Source organism: Campylobacter concisus (assembly GCF_002914005.1).
GTDB lineage: Bacteria > Campylobacterota > Campylobacteria > Campylobacterales > Campylobacteraceae > Campylobacter_A > Campylobacter_A concisus_N.
The window spans coordinates 1-21,069 of record NZ_POZU01000043.1 but is presented as its reverse complement, the minus strand read 5'-3'; the positions used below and the strand labels follow the sequence as shown (position 1 = coordinate 21,069).

25 protein-coding genes and 1 other RNA gene are annotated in these 21,069 nt (G+C 36.5%); 5 read left to right on the top strand and 21 right to left on the bottom strand.

What is annotated here, in order from left to right; translation table 11 throughout:
• Positions 1-52: 52 nt before the first annotated feature.
• The 10 genes from CYP54_RS05045 to CYP54_RS05000 all read right to left on the bottom strand — a co-directional run bounded on the left by CYP54_RS05045 (position 53) and on the right by CYP54_RS05000 (position 7,233).
• Positions 53-814 carry a TSUP family transporter gene (locus CYP54_RS05045; protein WP_103604435.1) on the bottom strand — a complete coding sequence of 254 codons (762 nt, stop codon included), beginning with the start codon at positions 812-814 and terminating at the stop codon, positions 53-55.
• A 145-nt stretch (positions 815-959) separates the two neighbouring features.
• Positions 960-1,496 carry a superoxide dismutase family protein gene (locus CYP54_RS05040; RefSeq protein WP_103604434.1) on the bottom strand — a complete coding sequence of 179 codons (537 nt, stop codon included), beginning with the start codon at positions 1,494-1,496 and terminating at the stop codon, positions 960-962.
• 66 nt (positions 1,497-1,562) lie between these two features.
• Positions 1,563-2,330 carry a TIGR02757 family protein gene (locus tag CYP54_RS05035; protein ID WP_103604433.1) on the bottom strand — a complete coding sequence of 256 codons (768 nt, stop codon included), beginning with the start codon at positions 2,328-2,330 and terminating at the stop codon, positions 1,563-1,565.
• Positions 2,327-4,198, bottom strand: a complete 1,872-nt coding sequence (gene flgK, locus CYP54_RS05030) for a flagellar hook-associated protein FlgK (protein WP_103604432.1) — start codon at positions 4,196-4,198, stop codon at positions 2,327-2,329. Before flgK ends, CYP54_RS05035 begins: the two co-directional genes overlap by 4 nt.
• 3 nt (positions 4,199-4,201) lie before the next feature.
• The gene (flgN, locus tag CYP54_RS05025) at positions 4,202-4,633 is read right to left on the bottom strand and encodes a flagellar export chaperone FlgN (protein WP_072594306.1); all 432 of its coding nucleotides are present in this window, start codon (positions 4,631-4,633) and stop codon (positions 4,202-4,204) included.
• Positions 4,634-4,646: 13 nt separating this feature from the next.
• Positions 4,647-4,850: a flagellar biosynthesis anti-sigma factor FlgM gene (locus CYP54_RS05020; RefSeq protein ID WP_181001525.1), complete on the bottom strand. Its 204-nt coding sequence runs from the start codon at positions 4,848-4,850 to the stop codon at positions 4,647-4,649.
• Between the two features lie 58 nt (positions 4,851-4,908).
• On the bottom strand, positions 4,909-5,208 hold the full coding sequence (locus tag CYP54_RS05015; RefSeq protein ID WP_054196705.1) for a rod-binding protein: 300 nt from the start codon (positions 5,206-5,208) through the stop codon (positions 4,909-4,911).
• Positions 5,208-6,260 carry a flagellar basal body P-ring protein FlgI gene (locus CYP54_RS05010; protein ID WP_103604431.1) on the bottom strand — a complete coding sequence of 351 codons (1,053 nt, stop codon included), beginning with the start codon at positions 6,258-6,260 and terminating at the stop codon, positions 5,208-5,210. The genes CYP54_RS05015 and CYP54_RS05010 overlap by 1 nt, the downstream gene beginning before the upstream one ends.
• A gap of 65 nt (positions 6,261-6,325) precedes the next feature.
• Positions 6,326-6,892, bottom strand: a complete 567-nt coding sequence (gene rsmD / locus CYP54_RS05005) for a 16S rRNA (guanine(966)-N(2))-methyltransferase RsmD (protein ID WP_054196707.1) — start codon at positions 6,890-6,892, stop codon at positions 6,326-6,328.
• Complete coding sequence (locus tag CYP54_RS05000; protein WP_103604430.1) at positions 6,889-7,233, bottom strand: ornithine carbamoyltransferase; 345 nt, start codon at positions 7,231-7,233, stop codon at positions 6,889-6,891. Before CYP54_RS05000 ends, rsmD begins: the two co-directional genes overlap by 4 nt.
• A gap of 120 nt (positions 7,234-7,353) precedes the next feature.
• Between CYP54_RS05000 and flaG the strand changes: the two genes are divergently transcribed.
• The 4 genes from flaG to CYP54_RS04980 are packed head-to-tail and all read left to right on the top strand — an operon-like array spanning position 7,354 to position 10,113.
• Complete coding sequence (gene flaG, locus CYP54_RS04995) at positions 7,354-7,749, top strand: flagella length regulator FlaG (protein WP_103604429.1); 396 nt, start codon at positions 7,354-7,356, stop codon at positions 7,747-7,749.
• A gap of 2 nt (positions 7,750-7,751) precedes the next feature.
• Positions 7,752-9,512 (top strand): flagellar filament capping protein FliD, encoded by a 1,761-nt coding sequence (gene fliD / locus CYP54_RS04990; RefSeq protein ID WP_103604428.1) that lies wholly within the window; start codon positions 7,752-7,754, stop codon positions 9,510-9,512.
• A 9-nt stretch (positions 9,513-9,521) separates the two neighbouring features.
• On the top strand, positions 9,522-9,893 hold the full coding sequence (gene fliS / locus CYP54_RS04985; protein WP_035167483.1) for a flagellar export chaperone FliS: 372 nt from the start codon (positions 9,522-9,524) through the stop codon (positions 9,891-9,893).
• Positions 9,886-10,113 carry a hypothetical protein gene (locus CYP54_RS04980; RefSeq protein ID WP_103604427.1) on the top strand — a complete coding sequence of 76 codons (228 nt, stop codon included), beginning with the start codon at positions 9,886-9,888 and terminating at the stop codon, positions 10,111-10,113. Before fliS ends, CYP54_RS04980 begins: the two co-directional genes overlap by 8 nt.
• Before the next feature lie 9 nt (positions 10,114-10,122).
• Here the strand turns inward: CYP54_RS04980 and rnpB are convergent.
• From rnpB to CYP54_RS04960, 4 genes are all read right to left on the bottom strand, one after another.
• Positions 10,123-10,449: RNase P RNA component class A (gene rnpB / locus CYP54_RS04975), an RNA gene on the bottom strand.
• 180 nt (positions 10,450-10,629) lie between these two features.
• Complete coding sequence (locus CYP54_RS04970) at positions 10,630-11,247, bottom strand: Type 1 glutamine amidotransferase-like domain-containing protein (protein ID WP_181001524.1); 618 nt, start codon at positions 11,245-11,247, stop codon at positions 10,630-10,632.
• Between the two features lie 434 nt (positions 11,248-11,681).
• A complete protein-coding gene (gene truD / locus CYP54_RS04965) occupies positions 11,682-12,806 on the bottom strand; it encodes a tRNA pseudouridine(13) synthase TruD (protein ID WP_103604425.1) in 1,125 nt (374 codons plus the stop codon).
• Positions 12,784-13,605, bottom strand: a complete 822-nt coding sequence (locus tag CYP54_RS04960) for a thiamine-phosphate kinase (protein WP_103604424.1) — start codon at positions 13,603-13,605, stop codon at positions 12,784-12,786. Before CYP54_RS04960 ends, truD begins: the two co-directional genes overlap by 23 nt.
• A gap of 61 nt (positions 13,606-13,666) precedes the next feature.
• Between CYP54_RS04960 and CYP54_RS04955 the strand changes: the two genes are divergently transcribed.
• Entirely contained in the window at positions 13,667-14,680 is a 1,014-nt protein-coding gene (locus CYP54_RS04955; RefSeq protein WP_103604423.1) for an HdrB C-terminal domain-containing protein, read from the top strand.
• An 11-nt stretch (positions 14,681-14,691) separates the two neighbouring features.
• Here CYP54_RS04955 and CYP54_RS04950 read toward each other — a convergent pair whose 3' ends face one another.
• The 7 genes from CYP54_RS04950 to CYP54_RS04920 form a co-directional block, all read right to left on the bottom strand.
• On the bottom strand, positions 14,692-15,132 hold the full coding sequence (locus tag CYP54_RS04950) for a hypothetical protein (RefSeq protein ID WP_103604422.1): 441 nt from the start codon (positions 15,130-15,132) through the stop codon (positions 14,692-14,694).
• A complete protein-coding gene (locus CYP54_RS04945; RefSeq protein WP_103604421.1) occupies positions 15,129-16,553 on the bottom strand; it encodes a Mur ligase family protein in 1,425 nt (474 codons plus the stop codon). Before CYP54_RS04945 ends, CYP54_RS04950 begins: the two co-directional genes overlap by 4 nt.
• Positions 16,550-17,335, bottom strand: coding sequence for an EstV family lipase (gene estV / locus CYP54_RS04940; RefSeq protein WP_103604420.1), 786 nt, complete (start codon positions 17,333-17,335; stop codon positions 16,550-16,552). The genes CYP54_RS04945 and estV overlap by 4 nt, the downstream gene beginning before the upstream one ends.
• Complete coding sequence (locus CYP54_RS04935; RefSeq protein WP_021091404.1) at positions 17,325-17,555, bottom strand: type II toxin-antitoxin system Phd/YefM family antitoxin; 231 nt, start codon at positions 17,553-17,555, stop codon at positions 17,325-17,327. The genes estV and CYP54_RS04935 overlap by 11 nt, the downstream gene beginning before the upstream one ends.
• A 64-nt stretch (positions 17,556-17,619) precedes the next feature.
• A complete protein-coding gene (locus tag CYP54_RS04930) occupies positions 17,620-18,660 on the bottom strand; it encodes a D-alanine--D-alanine ligase (RefSeq protein WP_103604419.1) in 1,041 nt (346 codons plus the stop codon).
• A gap of 11 nt (positions 18,661-18,671) precedes the next feature.
• Positions 18,672-19,226 (bottom strand): Holliday junction branch migration protein RuvA, encoded by a 555-nt coding sequence (ruvA, locus tag CYP54_RS04925; RefSeq protein ID WP_087577129.1) that lies wholly within the window; start codon positions 19,224-19,226, stop codon positions 18,672-18,674.
• Positions 19,227-19,243: 17 nt separating this feature from the next.
• A partial coding sequence (locus CYP54_RS04920) for a flagellar assembly protein A (protein WP_103604418.1) occupies positions 19,244-21,069 on the bottom strand: 1,826 nt, incomplete at its 5' end.

Genomic DNA, 21,069 nt, shown 5'->3' with positions numbered 1-21,069 from the left:
ATTTAGAATTTTGCGTGATTGTAACAAAATTATTGTTAAAACATTTTTAATTTTAAACTCTGAAATAATCGAAAACCAATTTACAAATAGTCACTGCAACTACCACTAGAAACATTGTTCTAATAAATTTGACCTCTTTTTTAATGACAAGATTTGATCCAAAATATGCGCCTAAAATTTGACCAACTGCCATCAAAAGTCCAACAGCCCAAAGCATCTGTCCGCCAGCTATAAAAATGCCAAGAGCAACGATATTGCTAGTAAAATTTAAGAGTTTCGTATGAGCGACAGCCTTTTTTAAATTTAGCCCAATTAATGCCACTATAGCAAATGTCCAAAAAGAGCCTGTTCCTGGACCAAAAAAACCATCATAAAAGCCAAGTATTAGCCCAAAAACTACATAAAATAGCTTTTCATTCATCTTTGCAGCTCTATCATTTTCACCGACTTTTGGCATAAAAAGCGTGTAGATAAAAATAGCAATCATCAAAAATGGGATAATTATCTTTAAAAAATTTGTATTTAAAAATAGGATAACCACCGCTCCGATGATAGCTCCAATAAAAGTAAAAACGATACCTACAAAGCACTCTTTATAATTAATTAATCCCCGTTTTGTGAAATTTAGAGTCGCTGTAAAGCTACCAAAGACACCTTGAAGCTTATTTGTACCAAGTGCAAGGTGTGGTGGCACGCCCATCGCCATAATAGCTGGAAGCGTTATAAGGCCACCTCCACCAGCGATAGAATCGATAAAACCGCCTAAAAATGCAGCTACAAAAAAAACGACATAGCTAAGTAGATCAAATTCCATCTTTTGCTCTTTTGATAATTGAAATAAAAGCAGATTGTAATTTATTTGTACTTATCTTTTTGTAAAATTTTTATATTTGAAATGAGAGATTTTTAAAATTTAACGAGCCTTTGGATCTAGCTCAAAGACTCGTTTATTAAAGTGGCTACTTAATAACGCCACAAAGCATTCTAGCACCGCCACCGCCAAGTGCTTTTGGGTTGTCGCTGTGATTATCGCCACCAACATGAACCATTAATGAGTGACCTCTTAGCTCGTCAAGACTTTTTATCTTTGGGGCTAGTACTGGATAGTTCGCATTACCCTCAGCATCTACGTAAAGTGCCGGTAAATCGCCTTTGTGACCCTTATCATCCCATGCAAAAGAGTGCATTTTTGTACCGGCTGGATCCCAGTGGCCGCCTGCTTTCATACCAAGGCCTTTTTCAGTCGCACCACAGTCAGCATTTTCATGGATGTGAAAGCCGTGTAGCCCTGCAGTAAGTCCTTTTAAATTTGGAAAAAATGCAACGCCGTAGTTTGTCTTAACAGCTACTACTTCGCCGACACTCTTATCGCCCTTCTCGCTTAGCTCATTAACAGGTATAACTAGATGTTCACCAGATTTTGCATCAAAGTGATGACCTTCGTGAGCAAAAAGCAAAGTTCCTAAAACTGCACTTAGTAAAACGATTTTTTTCATACAAGCTCCTTGTGGATAAAATTGTATGGCAAGTCTACCCTAAATTTAAAAATTTAGCAATAATTTTTATTGATTAAGATTTTTTATGATAGTTTCTAACTCTTTACTCTGCCCTATTCTATAAAGCGCGAAGTCATATTTTATCGGGTCTAGCTCGTCAAATTCTCTAAGCTTTTTTGTAAGATCCATAACTGCTTTGAAATCGTAGCTTTTTCTATTTATAAGTCCTAAATTTAAAGAAACTCTATGCGTATGAACATCAAGCGGCATCAAAAGCTTATCTTTTGGTAAATTCTTAAATAGTCCAAGGTCAATGTCGCTATCCCTTACCATCCAGCGAAGATACATGTTATAGCGTTTATATGGGCTTTGTGGCTCTTTGTCAAAACTCTTACCAAAGAAAAACTCATATCCGTCCGAGCGGTAAGAATTTAGCTTATATATAAATTTGATAAGCTCATTTACGCCCTCTATCATCTCGCCATTTTTTGCAAGACCTTGGCGTAAAATTTCCTCTATGTCGCCCTCTTTTTTAAGGCGTGAGAGAGTGATAAAAATTTCTCTCACATCATTTTCATTTTGAAAGCGATATTTAAAATTTGATAAATTTTTCTTGATATTTTGCTCACTCTCATCAAGCAAACCAAAATCAAGCGAATTTAGAAATTTTACTATCATTTTTGCATTACCATAAGCAAATAACGCACAAATGAGCGCTATGTTTGGCTCTTTAAATTTAGTGGCTACTTGAAGTGGATCTGGGGCTTCAAACAGCCCCAAATTTGTATTTTTACTAAGTACGTGCGAGTCTAAAAGGCTCTTTAGCTCGCTCATTGTTTTAGTGAAAGAAGCGTGTCAAGCATCTGATCAACGGTCGTGATGATCTTTGCAGCTGCGCCGTAACTAGCTTGAAAGCGGATCAAATTTGTAAGCTCTTCATTGGTATCTACGCCACTTGTTGATTGAAATTCCTCTTCAGCTGTCTTTTGCAAAGACGTATTTGTATCGTGGATCGTATTATTTGCCTCTGTATCACTCGCCATATCAGTCGTAAGATAGCGGTAATATCCCTCAACCGTCTCATCTCTATCAAGCGCTATGCCACTTGAGTAAAAGGTCTGCTTTTGATACTGAAGCTGGATCATTTTATTTGCAACTTCATTATTTCCGATAACTGGCTTTGAGTAGGCACGAAGCTTTGTGTGGTCTTGGGTAAAATTTTGATTTATGCCGATACTATTTGAGTCAGTACCTGAAAAAAATCTATTTATGCCAACAGCACCTGGAAAATTTGTACCGTGATCGACTATCGATATGCTATAAAGCCCTTGAGCTTGTTTTGGAATGAGAGAAAATGTACCTTTTTGAGTATTTTTATCATAAAAATATGACGCCTCAAAAAAGTCATCAACGTCATTTAGCATATTATTGTCTTTATTGTCATCTGAGTTTGAGTTAAAGTCTTTGACAATAGAGTTGCCATATCTTGTATCATTCATCGTCGTCGTACCATTTACATTTATAGTTTTTCTGGCCACGACATTACCTTTGTTATCATAAACAATAGCTTCAAAACTTCCGTTTCTTATACTATTATCATGATTCATCAACGTCTTATCGCCTTCTAAATAACTTATCGGATCTGAGTTAGAAATTTCAACTGCGGATTCGGCATAGATATTATTTGTACTTGTTATCAAGGTTTTACTAAATGTATTTAAATTATCAATATATTTTTGGATCGTTCCATCGCTAAATTTATCATTATCTGGCTCATAGTTTCGGCCCCTAAGATCAAGTGCAGCTCCGATTTTACCACCTGTGATCTTTTCTTCCATTGGGATTCTTCTACCGTCTTCTCTTTCATAATAAATTTTTGTATATCGTCCACTTTCAGTTGAACTCATAGAAATTTCATGAAAATTTACACCATCAACGATACTTACACCGCCAATATTTAGATTGTAGTATTTTCCTTGATCTGTTATTCCTGTATCTACCCTAGAATTGCTCTTTAGATCACTTTTATAAACTGCTGTATTTACCAGCTTTGACATCGCAAGCTCAAGCTCATCACGTTTATCACGAAGATCATTTGCATTTATTTTTATACCAGCGTCCGCGCCTGATTCTATTCTTTGGATTTGCTTATTAATATTTGCTATTTGTCTGCCTAGCGAATTTATCTCATTTATATTTATTTTTATTGTTTCATCGATCTTTTCATGCATATCATAAAGCATCTTTGATGAGCGGTTGATACTTGCGGTCAATACACTTGCTTTATTTATCAAATTTACTTTCTGAGCACCAGCATTAGGGTTTGAAGCAAAGTTATTCCACGCGGAAAAATACTCCTGAATATCCTTTACCATTCCATTATCTTTTAGATCAGGAAAATATTTTGTAGCTTCTTGCAAAATTCTTTGTTTATAGGCTGTGTTTTCTAAATTTGACGATGAGTATTTTAATCTTGAGTAGGCAAACTCATCATGAAGTCTTGTTATAGTATCTACTTGTGTGCCTGTGCCAACTCCGCCAGGGACTGTATTCATCGCTGGAGATGCAGATTGGACAACACGCTGCCTTGTATAGTAGTTGCTGTCAGCGTTTGCGATATTATTTCCGGTTGTACTTATTTGAAGCTGGGCTGCATTTAGCCCTGAAACACCCGTGCCTAATGACATAAAAATATTAGCCATTTTTTAAACCCTTGATTTATAAAAATTATTATCTATGCTGTTTCCATCTTGGCCGTATTCACTTGTTTTAGTGCCAAAAATTTTTTCATTAAGTGAGTCAAAAAATTCTTTAACAGCAACGACATGCCTTGCATATTCTTTATTAACTTTATGTAAATTTTCAAGCTTTGAACGCATAAGTACAAGCTTTGACTTCACTTCATCGTCTAAAACACTAGCAAGTGTAGTCGTACCGCTCTCTTTTGATACCTTTAAAAGCTCTTTATCTAGTGCTCTTTTTGTATCTTCAAATGCACGAACTAAGGCATTTTTTTTCTTTACACTCTCATCAACGCTTGAGTGTTTAGCCTCTTTTATATTTGCGATATCTTGTATGGTTAAATTTATAAGCTCATCAAGCTCGCCTATAGCCTCGTCCAAAAGCTTTTTAATCATTTAAATTCCTTAATTACAGCAACGCATCAGCCACAGCCCTAGCCGTTTTTGAGATATCAACCTGATAAGTGCCATTTGCTATGGCATCAGCTATCTCTTTTAGCTTTGCGTTTTCGTTTGTTCTTACTTCTTTACTCTGAGTTTCGACCTTGGCATCGCCATTTTTATTTAGCGTATTTGTCTGGAAATTTGGTCTTTGGTTCAAAGGTGTTATCATGCTCATACCTCTTAAAATAAAATGTTTATATCACTACATCGGCAGAATATAAATTTACTTAAGAGTCTCTCTTTAAAAAATCGTACAAAAGTTCTGAAAAACCAAGATTTCCGCTCAATGCTTTACTCATTGCATCGTTATACATTGACCTATAGATATCGCTACCAGCAGCCTTTGGATATAGCGAGTTGTGCTCGTCTTCTTTTAAAGCAATATCAAGAACAGCCTTTACCATATATGCCTCAAACGCATCGGTTTGTTCTTTTAAAAGTGCATCTTGTTTAGCATTTGCGTTTTTTATCTTATTTGTAGAAATTTCATTGTATGAATTTAGCGCTAAGGTGTTATCTATTTGCATTATATTATCTCCAAATCAACTTGTATCGCACCAACTCGCTTTAAATTTTCAAGTATCGATATGATGTCACTTGGTGTTGCTCCAAGCTTGTTTAAAGCTCTTGTTACATTTGCAACAGTTGTTTTTTCACCTGAAATTTTAAGTAAATTTTGGCTAGGTGCGACCGACGTATCGCTTCCTATATTTACATCATTTTGTGCTGCTTCATCGTAGCTATTTGGCTCTATTTTTATAGTAATTGCACCATGAGTTAATACAACTGGACTAACCACAGCATTTATGCCACTTACTATCGTGCCAGTTCTTTCATCAACTACTATCTTTTCATCTGGCTTATACTCTACATCAAGATCGAGTACAGCACTTGCAAGCTCGATAATACTAACATCATCTGGCTTTTTAACGATAACCGTTCTTGGATCGATCGCTTTTGCAGCGTCATCAGAAATATTTGCATTTATGACATTTTGGATATCAAGAGCGGTTTTAAAATTTGTATCTTTTAGGCTTAGTCTTATGCTATCTTGATTGTAAATGTCATAAGTTACTTCTCGCTCAACTAAAGCTCCATTTAGGATAGAGCCGACGGTTGGATGATTGCCACCTGATCTGCCCATGCTTTTACCGCCGATACTAAGAGCACCCTGAGCCAAAGCGTAAATATCACCATCAACGCCTTTTAGTGGCGTCATGAGAAGCGTACCACCTTGCAAACTTTTTGCATCACCGATAGATGAGATCACGACGTCAAGCTTGTCGCCATGCCTAGCAAATGCAGGAAGCTTAGCTGTTACCATAACAGCAGCTGCATTTTTTGACTTGATATCATCTGGGTTTATCTTTACGTTTACACCTTGAAGCATGTTTGATAGAGACTGTATCGTAAATTTTGACGTTGAGCCATCACCTGTGCCGTTTAGTCCGACAACTAGGCCGTAGCCTATTAGCTGGTTATCTCTTACGCCAACTATGCTTGCAAGCTCTTTTATCTGCGTAGCAAAAGCTGAAGTAGCTATCACAGAAGCTGCTACAAAAGATAAAAATTTTTTCATATTTTTTCCTAAAAATTAGCTATTTTTAGGTTTTTAAAGCAAAAGATGTTCCAAATTTTTATAAATTATTGGAAGTAAGAGAGCGAAGTAGCTCCAAATTTTTTAAATTTTACAAGTTTATATGTAGAAATTTCATCGCAAAATTTAAAGTCGCTGTTGTGTTCAAAAACTATCATATAAATTTTCTCTTTTTTTAGCTGTGAGATTAAATTTACAAGCTTTTCGTAGATGCCATCAAAGCCAGCTCTTATGTCAAATGGGGGATCAAGATAGAGCAAGACCTTGCCACTTTGAGAATTTACAATATCGGGTAAAACAGAAAAGGTATCGCCATTTATTGCTTTTAAATTTGAGCACTCTAGGCTAGCAAGATTGTTTTGTGTGATCTTAAAAGCGGCTCTATCTTTTTCAATAGCGATAGCCTCACGTGCTCCGTTGCTAACGGCCTCGCTTGCCATCACGCCACTTCCACCAAAACCCTCTATAAATGTAAGCGAGTAAATTTCATCTCTAATGACGTTAAAGAAGGACTCTTTTACGATGCTTTTTGTGCTTCTAGTCGTGCTTAGGCTTGGCAGCTCAAGCCTTTTACCTTTAAATTTACCACTTGAGATTTTAGTGTAAAGCTTCACTGATTTACCCTTAGAATTTCAAGAAGATCGGCTTTAAATTTATCTATCAAAAGTGAAATTTTCTCCTCTAAGCCCTTTTCATTTTTAGCTTCATTTAGCTCATTTGCTTTTGAAATCTGCATAGCTGAGTAAAATTCTTCAAGTGTATCAAGAAGTACCATTTTGGTAAAAGGATGAGAAAGATGAGCATTTTTTCCTATTATAAATAGTGGTTTTTTTGTCGCAATCTCGCGGTCACTCACTACAAAATCACAATCCTTATGATGAGCAGCTAAATTTCCACAAAAAAGCAGCAGTGTCTTTTGAAGTAAAATACACTCGCACTCAAATGAAATTTTCATATCTCTTCCTATAAATTTTTGCTCGATTTTAGCCTAAATAATCAAAAATTTATATAAACACTAAAGGATTTTAAAATTTTACCGATGTAGAAGCTAACGTAAGTTTTAAGGAGTAAAACTATGGAAATCTTTAAGGCAGCAGCAAATCAGGTACTAGATACGAGCATGAGCACATCTGTTCAGCGTCAAATAGATAGCAGACCTATCGAGCATTCTGATATTAAATTAAGTGCTGATAAAAACAATGAAACAAAAGATGTTAACGAGCTAGACGGACTTAGCAACGAAGAGCTTGCCAAAAGAACAAGAGAGGTCACTGACAGACTAAACTATCAAATGCAGCAGCTCGATACTAATGTAAGGTTTGCTTACAATGAGAAGCTAAATTTAATGGTTGTGCAAGTAAAAGATGCTAAAACTGGCGAAGAGATAACACAGCTTCCAAGCAAAGAAGCTATAAGAATAAGCGAGTATTTCAAAGAAAGTATCGGAATACTTTTTGACAAGGAGAGTTAAAAATGGCAGTAGGTAACGTAACAAATTTAGGCTTAGGTACAAAAAATAGTGGTCTAAATGATGATCTTATCAAAAAGCTAAAAGAAGCAGATGAAGCAGGACAGATCAAGCCTTTAACAAAAAGGCTAGAAAGAAATGATCTAAAGCAAAAAGACCTTGCAGCGCTAAAAACTCTAGTTAGCAACGTAAACGTAAGTGGCAAAACGCTTGGCGGAGAGGCACTTTATCTAAAGAGAACTACAAACAATGCTGGCAAAAGCGTAACAGCCTCAGCAGCAAATGGCGTTAGCGTGCAAAATTTTAGTATCGATGTGCAAAAACTTGCTCAAAAAGATACATTTCAAAGCTCAAATTTCAAAAACGCTTCAAACTTAGTAGGTGCGACAAATAACGGCTCTTTTGATGTTGAGATCGATGGACAAAAATTTTCTATTAGCGTAACTAGATCGACCACATATCAAGATATTGTAGACAAGATAAATGATATTAGTCGTGGTAAATTGCAAGCCAGAATTTTAAACGTTGGCGGAGATAAGCCAAATCAAATCATGCTTCAATCAGGCAACACTGGCGCAACACAGACTATTAAATTTTCAAATGATACGGCTGGTGTTTTAGATAAGCTTGGCTGGGATAGTACGCAGTTTCAAGATAAAGATGCAAATGGCACTCTACTAACAAATCCTGATGGCACACCAAAGATGACATCAAATTTTGAGAAAAATAGAATTTTAAAGGCACAAGATGCTGAATTTACATATAACGGAGTAAATGTAAAAAGAAGCAAAAATACCTTCAACGACTTAAGGCCGGGAATTTCTATTACATTAAATGAAACTGGTAAAACAAACGTAAGCGTCTCTCAAGATACAAAAGAGGTAATAAAAGCGGTTGAAGAATTTATCAAAGACTACAACCTAATGACCATGAACCTTGGTATAGCCACAAAATATGACGAAGAAAAAGGAGCTGGCACTTTCCAAGGTGTTAGCGAAATTTCAAGCTTAAGATCAAACATTGGTCGTCTTGTAAATGGACAAGATAGTGAAGGCAAAGCATTAAGCAAATATGGTATAGTGCCTGATAAAGACGGACAACTTCAGCTTGATCTAAATAAACTAAATGCAGCTCTTAGCAAAGATCCTGAAGAGATTCAGAAATTTTTCATGGGATCAAGCAAGATCGAGCCGATAAGCTATATGGGAGCATCGACTGTTAGCGCTGGAGCACTGGACATAAAAGCTGGTGATCTTACGATAAACGGCAAGTCAGTTATATTCTCAACTACTGCTACTGCCACAGCCGAAGAGAACGCACTAAAACTTCAACAAGCTATAAATGACGCTGGCATAACTGGAGTTACAGCTAGTCTTGATAAAAGCGGTAAAAGAATCATTTTAAAAAGAAGCGATGGCGAAAATATCGAGGTAAAAGGTAAAAATTCAGCCTTAACAGCTCTAGGTATGAATGAAGCTACCATAAATCCAGTAACCAAAAAGACAGATGGGCTATTTACAAAGCTAGCTAAAATGCTTGATGGTGTCGTTGGTAAAAGTGGTACGATGGTTGCTATGCAAAATCAGTTAAAAGATGAAAATGAGTCGATCACAAAAAACAAAGAGAGCACACAAAAGCTTTTAGATGAAAAATATACAACAATGCAAGAGCGCTTTATCAAGTATAACGCTATCATCGCAAGCTTAGAAAATCAGTTCTCGACACTAAAATCAATGATCGATGCAGAGATAAATAGCAGAAAATAAGAGAAAAAGATGAATCAAAGTGCATATAGTGCATACGCACAGTCTAGTTTTGGGGGCATTGAGTCCCCAACTAAATTAATAGAAATGCTTTATGACGGAATTTTAAAATTTATATTTCGTACCAAAAAGGCGATAGAAGCTGGAGATATAGAGAAAAAAGTTTATTATATAAATAGGACAAACGCTATTTTTGTTGAGCTTTTAAATTCACTTGATTATTCTCAAGGCGATGTAGCGCACTATCTTAGCGGCCTTTATACAAGACAGATGCAGCTTCTTGCTATGGCAAATATACAAAACGATATCGCAGCTTTAAATGAAGTAACCAATGTTGTAAAGCAACTATCTGAAGCATGGAGAGAGGTAACGTCAGGTGAATAGTTGGATCAATGAATTTAAATTAGCATTGATAAACGAAGACACAGGCAAGATAGCTACTTTATCACAAAATTTTAGTGAGGATATGTTTACGAGCCTAGCTTCAGCACAAGAAGCACAAGCATTAATCGGCGGAGCAATAGAGCTTTTAAAAAACAAGTCTTCGCACATCCAAAATGAGCTTATAAAGCTACAAAAAGCTCAAAAATACGTAACAAACTAATCTAGTAAATTTAAAGGCACGGCGTTAAGCCGAGTTCTGTCTTGAGCGATCATTTATCTACGCTTGCTTTTACAAACAAGCTCTAGCGAAGGGTTTTAATATAAGACCAAAACCATCCCTTCTTGCTGCAGGTTGGGTTTATATGGCCACGCAAGTTACCAAGCGTGCCGGTGGGCTCTTACTCCGCCGTTTCACCTTTACCGCCGAAGCGGAAGTCTACTTTCTGTTACACTATCCCTTAGGTTTCCCTAGCCATCCGTTAGATGGAACCTTGTCTTATCGCAGCTCGGACTTTCCTCTTTTGCAAAAATCAAAAGCGATCGCTTACCGTGCCAGAGTGAAATTATAGCGGCTTTGGCTTAAATTTATAGCTTTAGATTTTATTGCAACTACACTTACTTCTTCTAAGCCATATAATTTTACACACAAAAAGTGAATTTATAAAAAACCCTTTAAGCAAAAGTCTAGCTTACGTTTTATATAAATTTTTACTCGTCAAACAGCTGTATTTTTATATTAAAGTGCGATAAATTCTGCATTATTTATAGGACGCAAATCACAAGAATTGCCAAATTTTTCCATTATCTCGCGTGTAGCTTCTATAAAAGGCTCACAACCAAAGTGTGGCACTATGAAAAAATCCACCAAATTTAAGCCTGTAAAATCACTCACGTTTACGCTATTTTCATCCATAAGCGTAGCATATCTCGTATCTGGTGCCGCTACGATCGCACCTGCTGACTCTCCGATATAAATTTTCCCTACTTGAACTGCATCTTTGATGGCTTGTGCAGCATGCGACTTTCGTAACTTACTAAGAAGATAAAATGTATTTCCACCGCTAACGTAAATGATGTCGCACTGACTAATGGCAGATAAAATTTCATCTTCACAAGATGGCTCATCTTGGCTAGATACTAGTGCCGCCGAATTCTTGGCGCAAGAGACGTCAAGGCGTCTTAGCTTCGCACCAAAATTTTCTAAAATTTCCACCGCTTCGCCGACGTAGAAATTTACCTCTTCAAATTTGGCCGCAGTATCTATAAAAACAATATCTTTGCCTTGAAAATTTACCACTTCATTAATCTTGCTCGCAACCTCCGCAAAGTAAGAGCAAAGAAAAATATTTGCCATTTTTAATCCTTTTAAAATATAAATTTGCAAACCCATTATATCCAAACGAGCTTAGAAACACTTGTGTTTCGCGTCGCCAGCGTATCTTGCTTTACGAGTAAAATTTAGTGATATTAAGGTGCGGGTCTTAGTGCGCAAATTTGAGCTTAAAACGATAAGGTAAAGTTTTTGCACCGCTTTACTCACAGTTTTTAAAGGGCATTAGGTGAGGCGGATTTTGATTTGCGAAATTTAAACTTGAAAGTTAAGGTGAAGTCTTGCGAGATGGTTTTAATTGCTTCCTACGTCGCTATGCTCTTAGCTAAATAGAAGAAGTAAAATTCGTCCCAAGATAAGACACACAGCCTATCGTAAAGCGAAATTTATACTCTGCTTGCACTTGCGAGCATAGATGCAAAAATCATTTAAAAGCGCTCGCAAGACGAGTTGCCGCCCTACTCAAAGATGTTTTTATGCAAGATTTCTTCTAGCACAACAGTCGCGTAGCTTCCTTTTTGCAGCGTAAATTTTATCGTAAAGTGCGCTTTTTCCTCGTTGTATTTATAGTTTGTATCCTCCAAGTAGCACCACGCAAAGCGCCTAGACCCCGTCATTTTAGCTTTATATTCATTTGCCTGCGCGAAAATTTGATCCTCTACCGCCCTAGCCGCGCCCTGCGCCTCATACGCCTTCGCGCCCGCGATCAGCCCGCAGCTAGTGATATCTCTAGCGTCAAAGCGTACGCCCTCTGCGTCCAAATCCTCACACAAAAAGCACTTGCCGTGCGGGTAGTGACCCAAAACTTCGCCCTCAATTAGCTTAAAAAATCTCTTTTGAGATTTTAAATTTTTCAAAATCGCGCCGTCAAGATACGGGTAAATTTGACCTAGCTCGCCTAGGCTAAAATCCTGCGCAAATCTCGAAATTTCAACGCGCTTGCTAAGCCAGCGATTAAAAAGATCGCTTTGATATGCCGAGATCAAAAAGTCGTTTAGCTTTACATTTTTGCTCTTTTTGCCATTTATCGTTCCATTTTTAAGTAGCTCAAGCCCAGTTGCAGCGTTGTCGCCAAATTTACCAAAACGCTGATAGCCAAAGTAGTTTGCATAGCCCATTTTATCGATGCTAACAAATGCTTGCTCTAGCTTTTTGGCATTACTTGGTAGCACCTTTTTTAAGCGGATGAAAAAGCTATTTCCCTTTAGATGTCCGATGCGAAGCTTATTTTTATGCACATTTAGGCTTAAAATTTTCATCTTTTCGTGGCTAAAGTTTGCTAGATTGCTCTCAAATCTACGTGGCATCGAGATAAACTGAGTCGTCATGCCTTGCTTGTCCTTTAGTCCAGCATAGCCAAAGTCGCGCATCTTAGCTCCTGTAACCTCGCTTAAAACATGCAAAGCATCGCTTGTCGTCATATCTTTTTTAGAAATCTCAACGATCAAGTGCTCGCCATCGCCACTAAATTCATAAAGCGGTATCTCGCGCACGACAAAATCATCTGAATTTTTAGAAAAATAGGCCTCGATAGGTGCATGAGTGAGTGCATAAAGTGGCTTAAAAGTGGTGGTTTCTTGCATTTTGTTTTAACCTTTTATTTGAAATTTTTGCAAAGACACTAATCTTTGTCCGTGTTTTTGCGGCAATCCTTTTGATAGCGTTTAAATTTTTAGGACTAAAAGTAAATAAAATTTCATACTCTTCACCGCTACTAAGCTCAAATTTACTTAGCTTTTTTGTAAATTTAGCACCCTTTTTGTTAGCCTTTAAAAGCTTAGCAAAATCTGCATTTAGCCCATCTGAGATATCCATAGCGGAGTTTACAAGATGAGCTGCTTTGTAGAAAAATTTATCTCTTAAAATAGGCTTTTTAAATCGTGAATTTTTTGAAATTTGAGCTAGCCTTAGAAGCGAATTTAGCCCTTTTTGACTACCTCCAAGCTCGCCAGTAAAAGCCACCAGATCGCCGTATTTTGCATTTTTCCTAAGCACAGCTTTACCATTTAGCTCGCCAATTACACTAACGCTTATATTTAAAATTTTACTACTTATCGTATCTCCACCGATAATCTTTACACTAAACTCCTCGCACGCTCTATTTATGCCGCTACTTAGCTCTTTGATTTGTTGCGGTGTGAAATTTTTTGGCAAGCTAAGTCCAAGAAGGACAAATTTTGGCCTAGCATTCATCACGATCGTATCTGAAAAATTTACGATCATCGCCTTATAGCCGATCTCTTCAAGGCTTAGCCAGCCATGCTTAAAGTGCGAGTTTTCAGCAAAGATATCCTTGCTAAAGACCTGCTTGCCAAGCACGGCCGCATCATCGCCAATATAAGCGTTACCAAAGCATTCAATCGTAAAATTTTCTTTATCCATCGGGCCATTATAATGAAACTCCTTTTAATTTTAGGATAAAATAAGCCAAAAAAGGAGCCAAATGCAAAAAATAGAAATTTTTAGATTTAATGCAAAAAAGGATATTTTGTCGTATTTTAAACCATATTTTTTAGAAATTTTAGATTACGCAAACCTTGACGAGCTATTTTTGCATGTTAAAAAAATTGATCCGTATTTTCAGCCAACAACTGGCTTTGTGAAAGTAAATGATGTCGTAGTGAACACTGCTGAACCATTAGTAAATTTATATGAAAAATTTGCAGGCGAGATTGTGATTTCGCCACTTGATGAAAAACGAGCAGTTTTAGATCTTGAAATAAACGATGACGACTTTTGGGAGAAATTTAAGCCATTTGAGAAATTTTGCGATCAAGCAGACAAAGAATTTTATGCAAGCTTAAAACCATATTTTTATGCTGATTTTGTGAGAGAATACGAGCCAAATTTTATAGGTGCAGCTGCTATCATACTGGCTCATCATCTTTATAAGAAAGAAAAAAATGATGAGATCATGAGGCTTATCAACAATGAAAATGGTATTTTAATAGCTTGCAAGATTGATGATTTTATCTTTAGCGGAAGCGAAATTTATACCGCAGCGATTAGATTTTTTAAAGAAATTTTAGGAATAAAAGAGGATGAAACCTCAAAAAATGAGCTTGAAAAGATAAAGAGCTTGAATAAATTTAAAGAGTTCAAAATAGCCGTAAGCGATAAAATCCCTGAAAATTTAGATAAATTTAGAGCAAATTTTATAAATCTAAACATCAAAATTCCTTGTGGATTTGAACTTTTAAAAGTAAACGAAAAACTTGCGTTTGCACTTGCAAGCAAGACCATCTTTAATGCGTTTGATAGCAGGGCTGATTTTTTACTAGCTAGCAATGAAGCTGAGTTTTATATGTTTGATACGCTTTCAAAAAAGCTTGAAAAATTTGCAAACAGAAGTTTGCAGGATTTTTATATTTTAAGAGTTAGCGAACTAATCGAGCTTGAAAATGGCAAAATTCCAGCAAGCCTAAAAGAGCATACGCTAAAAGTAAATCTAGTCTAAAACTAGAGAATTTATTTTTGCAAAGTCGTATTTTGCTCGCTTAAGGCTTCTTCTTTTTCGTCTTCTTGTCTTATCTCATCGTACCTTGCTTTGGCGTTTTCATAAACACCAGCTGGAAGGCTTATGTTTAAATCGTCCCTTAAGCTCATAACATCATCACAAGCATTTTGGTAGCCAAGGTCGCAACTTTTCATATAATAACTCACGCCAAGCTCGATATTTGAGTGCTTTTTTAGATCACTATCCATTTGCTCATTTATCTCTTCATTTACAAACATATCGCCCAAAGCCTCGCACGAAAGCACATCTTTTTGCTCACAACCATCATAAAAAATTTCATACGCAGCTACGTAATCTCCGGCATTTAGCGCCTCAATGCCTCTATCATAATCATCAATATCAAAGCCAAATGTTAAATTTAAAGCTAGGATTAAAAAAACTATCTTTTTCATATAAAGCTCGGTGCGTCATTTGAAAATAGTATAAGATCGCCAGCACGTGTATTTTGAGCTAGAATTTCTTGCATTTTATTTTTATCCTTTAAGATGATGATCTTTGGCTTTATGATGTGCTTTAGTAAAACTTCAGCATTTAGCGAGCTTGTGATGATGACAAGATCAAAAATTTCGTTGATGATCTTAGCCAAATTTGCATTTTGCTCCGCATCACTTTCCACGATACCAGGAGTTAATAGCACCTTTCTGCCTGCATAAGTGCTTACTAGCTCATAGCTGGCGCTCATTCCTGAGAAATTTCCATTAAAGCTATCATCTATTATCAGCTTGCCGCCAGCTTCGATCTTATTTAAGCGGTGCTCTACGTTTTTCATCTTAGATAGCGCTCTATTTACTGCTTCATCACTCATTTTCAGATATCTTGCCACCTTGATACAAACGGCTAAATTTGTAGCGTTAAATTTGCCAAGTAGCGGCGAAGCGTAACTCTTGTCACCAAGCGTAAACGAAATTCCATCTAAATTTGCATTTATATCTTTTAGGCTCTCATCGTAAATTTCTAAATTTTGGCTTGGCTCTTTTTTTGTCGAGCTATGTAAAAATGCCATTTGCAAACGAGCGCTTTGAAGTGCTTCAAGCTTGGTAGAGCGGATATTATCAAGTGTTTTAAAGTACTCAATGTGTTGCGCGCCTATCTCACCTACGATGACGATTTGTGGGTTTAGAAATTTAGTGATCTCTAAAATGTCACCCCTTAGCCTAGCGCCTGCTTCTGCGATGTAAATTTGCGTTTGCTCGCTTAAATTTTCATTGATGTCTTTAATTATGCCAGCCATTGTATTTACACTGCGAGGCGTTTTGTAGCAGACAAAGCTATCTTTTAAAATTTCAAATAAGAAATTTTTGATACTAGTTTTGCCGTAGCTTGCGGTGATCAAGATGATTTTTAGATCTTTATTTGCGCCAAGTTTTTTAAGTGCCTTGTTTTTAAATCCTTGAAATTTTATCTTTTCTAAAATTTCACTAAAAAATAGGCTCACAACCAAGACAAAAAGTGGCATCGGAGCTAAAAATACCTTGTGAATGATAAAATTTAGAGCGTAGTTTAAGATGATAGCGCAAGCAAGGATCGCAAAAAAGTGCTTGATCCTGGCGGTAAAGACTAGCTTTTTATCAAGTTTTTTGTGCCAAAGATAAAGAGCTGGCAAAAGAGCAAAGTAAAAATAGATAAAAAACCACTTGCCAGTCGTATAAAATAGCACCAACGGCACAATAAAGAAAAAGACGTGCCAAGCGGGCTTTGTGAAGTGAAAGAGCACGCGCTCAGGCCTATATGAAAACCACTGAAAGCAAGTAATCACATAAAAAGCGAGCGCAAAGATAAATAAAACTGTGCTTATGCTTAAAAATATACTCATCTTATCTCCTCGATACCGCTCTCATCGTCATCTAGCACAATATTTCTAGCCTCATCTAGCTCAAATTTTAGCCCTTTTTCTATCTCTTCGCTTATAAATTTAGCGTGAAGTAAAAAGAAAAAATGATCACCATTAAGCGGAAAAAATGAGCTATTTTTAATGAGCTTATGTATGCTCTCTCCGCTTGTTATAGGCGTTGCTTTATCATTTTCGCCCCAAAATATCAAGGCCTTGCCACCAAAGCCATCAAAATTCTTCGTAAAATCCTCATCAACAACGTTTTTTAGGGTCTCATACATCACTCTACTCATACCGCTTACATCTTTTGTGGCAAAGAATTTATAAAATTTTCCAAATCCAAAAAGCTTAAAAATTTTAAAAATAGCGATCTTTGCGCGCACGATAAATGGCTTTTTGACAACTATGCCAGCTGAGCTCAAAAGCACAAGATACGGCGGCTTTAGAAGCGTTGCGACCTTGCCACCAAAGCTATGACCTACGATGATATCTGGCTTTATGCCAAGCTCACCACAGAAATTTTCAACAATTTTTGCATAATCACTTGTTTTTAACGGATCACTAATGGAGCTTTTACCAAAGCCTGGCATGTCGATATAGACATGGCAAAACTCGTTTAAATAGTGCCCAAAAGCCTTTTTCATTATCTCTTTATTAGCGCCCCAGCCGTGCAAGAAAAGCACTATTTTTTTGCATTTTGGATTTACTACTTCGTAGCTGATCTCATACTCATCTGAGCCGTATTTTACCGCCCTACTCGCCATCGTTCTCTCTTTTTTTCGCAGTATAAATGCTCTCAAGCACGCTCACTGCTTCGCAAAGGCGCTCATACTCTTCCATATTTAAAAGCACTGCTTCAAATTTATTATTTTTAACAATGACCGCTCTTTTTAATTCATTAGCTCCCACACGAGAGAGCACTGAACTAAAATTTCTAACCACTTCAGTTGCTGTATAAATTTCATCTTTTGTAAAAGTTACCATTGTCACTCTTTGTGTAAAATTTTACGTAAAATATCACAAAGTACTTTATAATCTACTAAATGGTCTAAATTTTTCCGCGACCTTTTACTGAAGTGATCGAGTTTATAAAGCTATAATCGATCTTTATATTACGCTCTCTTGGAAGTGAGTTTGCAAGAGCATTTAAAGTGCTCTCAAAATCCTCAAATAGATAGTTCGCAAGGCTTCCTGGATTTGGATTTATCTCATTTAGATAGACCTCATCATCTATCACAAAAAAGTCGCATCTAATGATCGCTCCGTCAAATCCACAATCATAAATTTTTGAAAAATTAAATTTAAGCTTTTGTTTTAGCTCTTCAGAAATTTCAGCCTCTTTTACCTTGTTTTCATTTGAAAAGCTAAGATATTTCTGCTCGTAGTCAAGAAATTCTTTCTTTTTTGGCTCTTCGATGATAGAAAATTTTATCTTTCCATCTATCTTACAGCCTGCAAGGTTATACTCTTTTACTCCATTTATAAAAGGCTCGACAAGCACATCCTTATCAAACTCAAATGCTACGTCTTTTGCATAAGCTAGCTCGCTGGCGTCATGCACTATATTTACGCCGATACTACTTCCAAGTCTTGCTGGCTTTAAGATAATAGGATAGTGAAATTTTGGTTCGCTTTGACGAGTTAGCATCTCATAGTCAAGCGCCTTTACACCAGCCTTTTGCACTAGGAATTTAGTAAGCTCTTTGTTGTAGCTAAGCGCACTTACTTCAAGCCTTGGACCTATATATTTTATGCCGTAAAAGTCAAAAAGTGCTGCCATCTTGCCATCTTCGCCGTCCATGCCGTGAATCAAATTTATAATGACATCACACTCTACTTTTTTATCGCCAAAAAGAGAGTGTATGAAAAATCCGCCCTTAGACAAAATGAGCTTTTTTGAATTTTTGTATTTACCAGAGCTAAAGAAATTTGCTCTCATATCTTTCTCTTCGATAAGATAAAAATCTCTATTTGCGTCGCAAAATATAAATTTTAGCTCTTGCTTTAGGACATTTTTTAAAACTATCGCACTAACTATACTTATCTCGTGTTCATAGCTCTTTGCTCCAAATATCACACCTAAATTCATCTTTTTAATCCTTATCCTAATTTCTTTAATGCTTCTTTTATAAGATCACTCGTATTTTCACTCTTACAATCAGGCAAAATTTTCACTATCTTCTCACGTTTAAAGCCAAGCGCCTCAAGTGCCAAAAGTGCCTCATTTTGATAGCTTGGCACACTCTCATCACTTATTAGTTTTGCGTCACTTAGCTCAGCTATAATGCGTCTAGCAGTCTTTGGTCCGATACCTGGCACACTTTTAAAAGTATCTGCATCGCCGCTTATTATGGCATTTGTAAATGCTTGTGAGCTTAGACTTGAACAAACTGCCATAGCCGTGCTAGCTCCGATACCATTTAATTTAATAAGCATTTCAAACATCTTTTGCTCATTTGCATCCAAAAAGCCATAGAGTAAATTTGCGTCCTCTCTTATGATCTGTGTTATGGCAAGCTCGACTTTTTCGCCCTTGCTAAGCTTGGCTGAGCAAAAAAGCGAGATAAAAATTCCATAGCTTACGCCGCTATTTGTCTTAAGTATCACAAATGCGGGATCTTTTCTGCTGACGATACCTTCGATCGCTTTTATCATCATTTAACCTTTTATTCTTAAAAATTTGTATCTGTGTAGTCTTCTAATTTATTTGACTTTTTGATCTTATACTCAGCCTCATCGCCATCGCCGATCTTCTCTAAAGTAATGGCATGAGCGGTTTCATTTTGCTTTGAGATATAAGTGACATTTTGTGGAGGATCAACGATAACGAATCTAATCTCATTTAGTTCAACCCAGTTGCCTCTATTTATCACTTTTGCAGAAAATATTCCATTTTGCATGATCTCAAGCTCATCTTTTAAAGTAGCTAGCAACTCTTTTTTATCTTTAAAAATTTTTAACAAAGTATTGTATTCATTGACTAGACCTTGATACTCTTTTAGCTTTTTCATAAAGGTAACTGGCGGTATCACTTTAGCTTTTGAGAGCTCTTCTACCTTTGCTTTTATGGTATAAATCGAGTCTTTATTTTCATTTATGACATTTTTCTTTGTTTCAATATTTTTTAGAAGAGAAGCAAGCTCTGCTTTTGTATTTTCGATCTTATTTAACTGCTCTTGCGTAGCCTCAGCACTTTCGGGCATTTTGCTGGTATCGATTATAAATTTATTATCAGTACCTCTTAAATATCTTACGTCTATTAAGTGTGAAGCTGTGATAGTGCAGTTTGAGCCAAGTGTGTTTATTTGGATATTTTGAGCAGTTATAGAGCCACCAACGACGCTATTTATCTTAACTCTTTTTGCTACGACATTTCCGCCTTCTAGCCTATCTATCTCAACATTTTCAGCTTCAACCTTACCGATGTGGATAGAAATTTTTGCACTCTTTGCATAAATTTTAGCCTTTTGGTGTGTTTGACCGCCGATTATTACTTCATTTGCTTTAACCATCGCATTTGCACCGACGTTTCCTTTAACCTCGATCTCGTCAGCCTCCACGATGATGCCAGTGCCGATGGCGTCTTTTATAGTATCAGTTTCCCTAACCACCAAAGTCACATTTGTATCAGTGCCTGCTTGAATAGAGCCAGTTGTTTTAAAATTTGCTTCATTTATCTCTATACGCTCTTCAATATCAAATGAGCCATTTTTCTCAACTACATATCCTGATTTTTTAGCGATATATATTATGCTATCGTCATTTTCTACTCTCTCTATATTTTCGCTTATGCTTATCTCTTTGCCAGTATCTTCTTTTGGCTTTTCTACTGCTAATAATTTACCTCTCGCATCACGGCCATTTTGCCCTTCGTGAGACTTTTTCTCTTCCATTATCACTTCATCTTGTGCTACACCAAAAACAAAACCTCTATCAGCGTAATCAACCTTATCTTCCTCTTTTATCGCATCAAGTTTATCTTTGTAGTAGTAAAGTATCTTTGCATCGGTAGCTTTTTTTGGATTTATACCTTGCGTTATGTTTAGTATGTAGTCTTTATCAAGTTCGCCCTTTACATGCACAACTGAGGCGATTTGTTTTAGCTCGTCTTTTAGTTTGCCGATCCTTATACCTATTAAAATTTGAGCTTTCATAAGCTGTTTGGCGATATATTCAAAAAGTTTATCTTCGTAATGCTGTTCGTATTCACAATCTTTTGTAGCTTTTACCTTTGCGACTACTTTTGTAACTGTTGAATTTACACCGATTTCTATCTTTGGAAGCTTTGGTACAGCATTTAGCCTAACATCAAAAAATTCCACGTCATAGACCTGCTCGATCTCTAGTGTCTCGTCAAGATAAAATGCATTATCATCAAAAAAGTCTAAATTTTCTTCAGGGACAAAAACTGGCTCTTCATTATCTTTATTTTTATAATAAGTCAAAATATCTAAAATTTTAAAATCTATAAATTCTACCGGTACGCTGTGTTGCTTGC

Bases quoted from the DNA above. Each gene is read 5' to 3' on its own strand.
- CYP54_RS05045 (WP_103604435.1), bottom strand. From the start codon at position 814: ATGGAATTTGATCTACTTAGCTATGTCGTTTTTTTTGTAGCTGCATTT.
- CYP54_RS05040 (WP_103604434.1), bottom strand. From the start codon at position 1,496: ATGAAAAAAATCGTTTTACTAAGTGCAGTTTTAGGAACTTTGCTTTTT.
- CYP54_RS05035 (WP_103604433.1), bottom strand. From the start codon at position 2,330: ATGAGCGAGCTAAAGAGCCTTTTAGACTCGCACGTACTTAGTAAAAAT.
- flgK (WP_103604432.1), bottom strand. From the start codon at position 4,198: ATGGCTAATATTTTTATGTCATTAGGCACGGGTGTTTCAGGGCTAAAT.
- flgN (WP_072594306.1), bottom strand. From the start codon at position 4,633: ATGATTAAAAAGCTTTTGGACGAGGCTATAGGCGAGCTTGATGAGCTT.
- CYP54_RS05020 (WP_181001525.1), bottom strand. From the start codon at position 4,850: ATGATAACACCTTTGAACCAAAGACCAAATTTCCAGACAAATACGCTA.
- CYP54_RS05015 (WP_054196705.1), bottom strand. From the start codon at position 5,208: ATGCAAATAGATAACACCTTAGCGCTAAATTCATACAATGAAATTTCT.
- CYP54_RS05010 (WP_103604431.1), bottom strand. From the start codon at position 6,260: ATGAAAAAATTTTTATCTTTTGTAGCAGCTTCTGTGATAGCTACTTCA.
- CYP54_RS05000 (WP_103604430.1), bottom strand. From the start codon at position 7,233: ATGAAAATTTCATTTGAGTGCGAGTGTATTTTACTTCAAAAGACACTG.
- flaG (WP_103604429.1), top strand. From the start codon at position 7,354: ATGGAAATCTTTAAGGCAGCAGCAAATCAGGTACTAGATACGAGCATG.
- fliD (WP_103604428.1), top strand. From the start codon at position 7,752: ATGGCAGTAGGTAACGTAACAAATTTAGGCTTAGGTACAAAAAATAGT.
- fliS (WP_035167483.1), top strand. From the start codon at position 9,522: ATGAATCAAAGTGCATATAGTGCATACGCACAGTCTAGTTTTGGGGGC.
- CYP54_RS04970 (WP_181001524.1), bottom strand. From the start codon at position 11,247: ATGGCAAATATTTTTCTTTGCTCTTACTTTGCGGAGGTTGCGAGCAAG.
- truD (WP_103604425.1), bottom strand. From the start codon at position 12,806: ATGCAAGAAACCACCACTTTTAAGCCACTTTATGCACTCACTCATGCA.
- CYP54_RS04960 (WP_103604424.1), bottom strand. From the start codon at position 13,605: ATGGATAAAGAAAATTTTACGATTGAATGCTTTGGTAACGCTTATATT.
- CYP54_RS04955 (WP_103604423.1), top strand. From the start codon at position 13,667: ATGCAAAAAATAGAAATTTTTAGATTTAATGCAAAAAAGGATATTTTG.
- CYP54_RS04950 (WP_103604422.1), bottom strand. From the start codon at position 15,132: ATGAAAAAGATAGTTTTTTTAATCCTAGCTTTAAATTTAACATTTGGC.
- CYP54_RS04945 (WP_103604421.1), bottom strand. From the start codon at position 16,553: ATGAGTATATTTTTAAGCATAAGCACAGTTTTATTTATCTTTGCGCTC.
- estV (WP_103604420.1), bottom strand. From the start codon at position 17,335: ATGGCGAGTAGGGCGGTAAAATACGGCTCAGATGAGTATGAGATCAGC.
- CYP54_RS04935 (WP_021091404.1), bottom strand. From the start codon at position 17,555: ATGGTAACTTTTACAAAAGATGAAATTTATACAGCAACTGAAGTGGTT.
- CYP54_RS04930 (WP_103604419.1), bottom strand. From the start codon at position 18,660: ATGAATTTAGGTGTGATATTTGGAGCAAAGAGCTATGAACACGAGATA.
- ruvA (WP_087577129.1), bottom strand. From the start codon at position 19,226: ATGATAAAAGCGATCGAAGGTATCGTCAGCAGAAAAGATCCCGCATTT.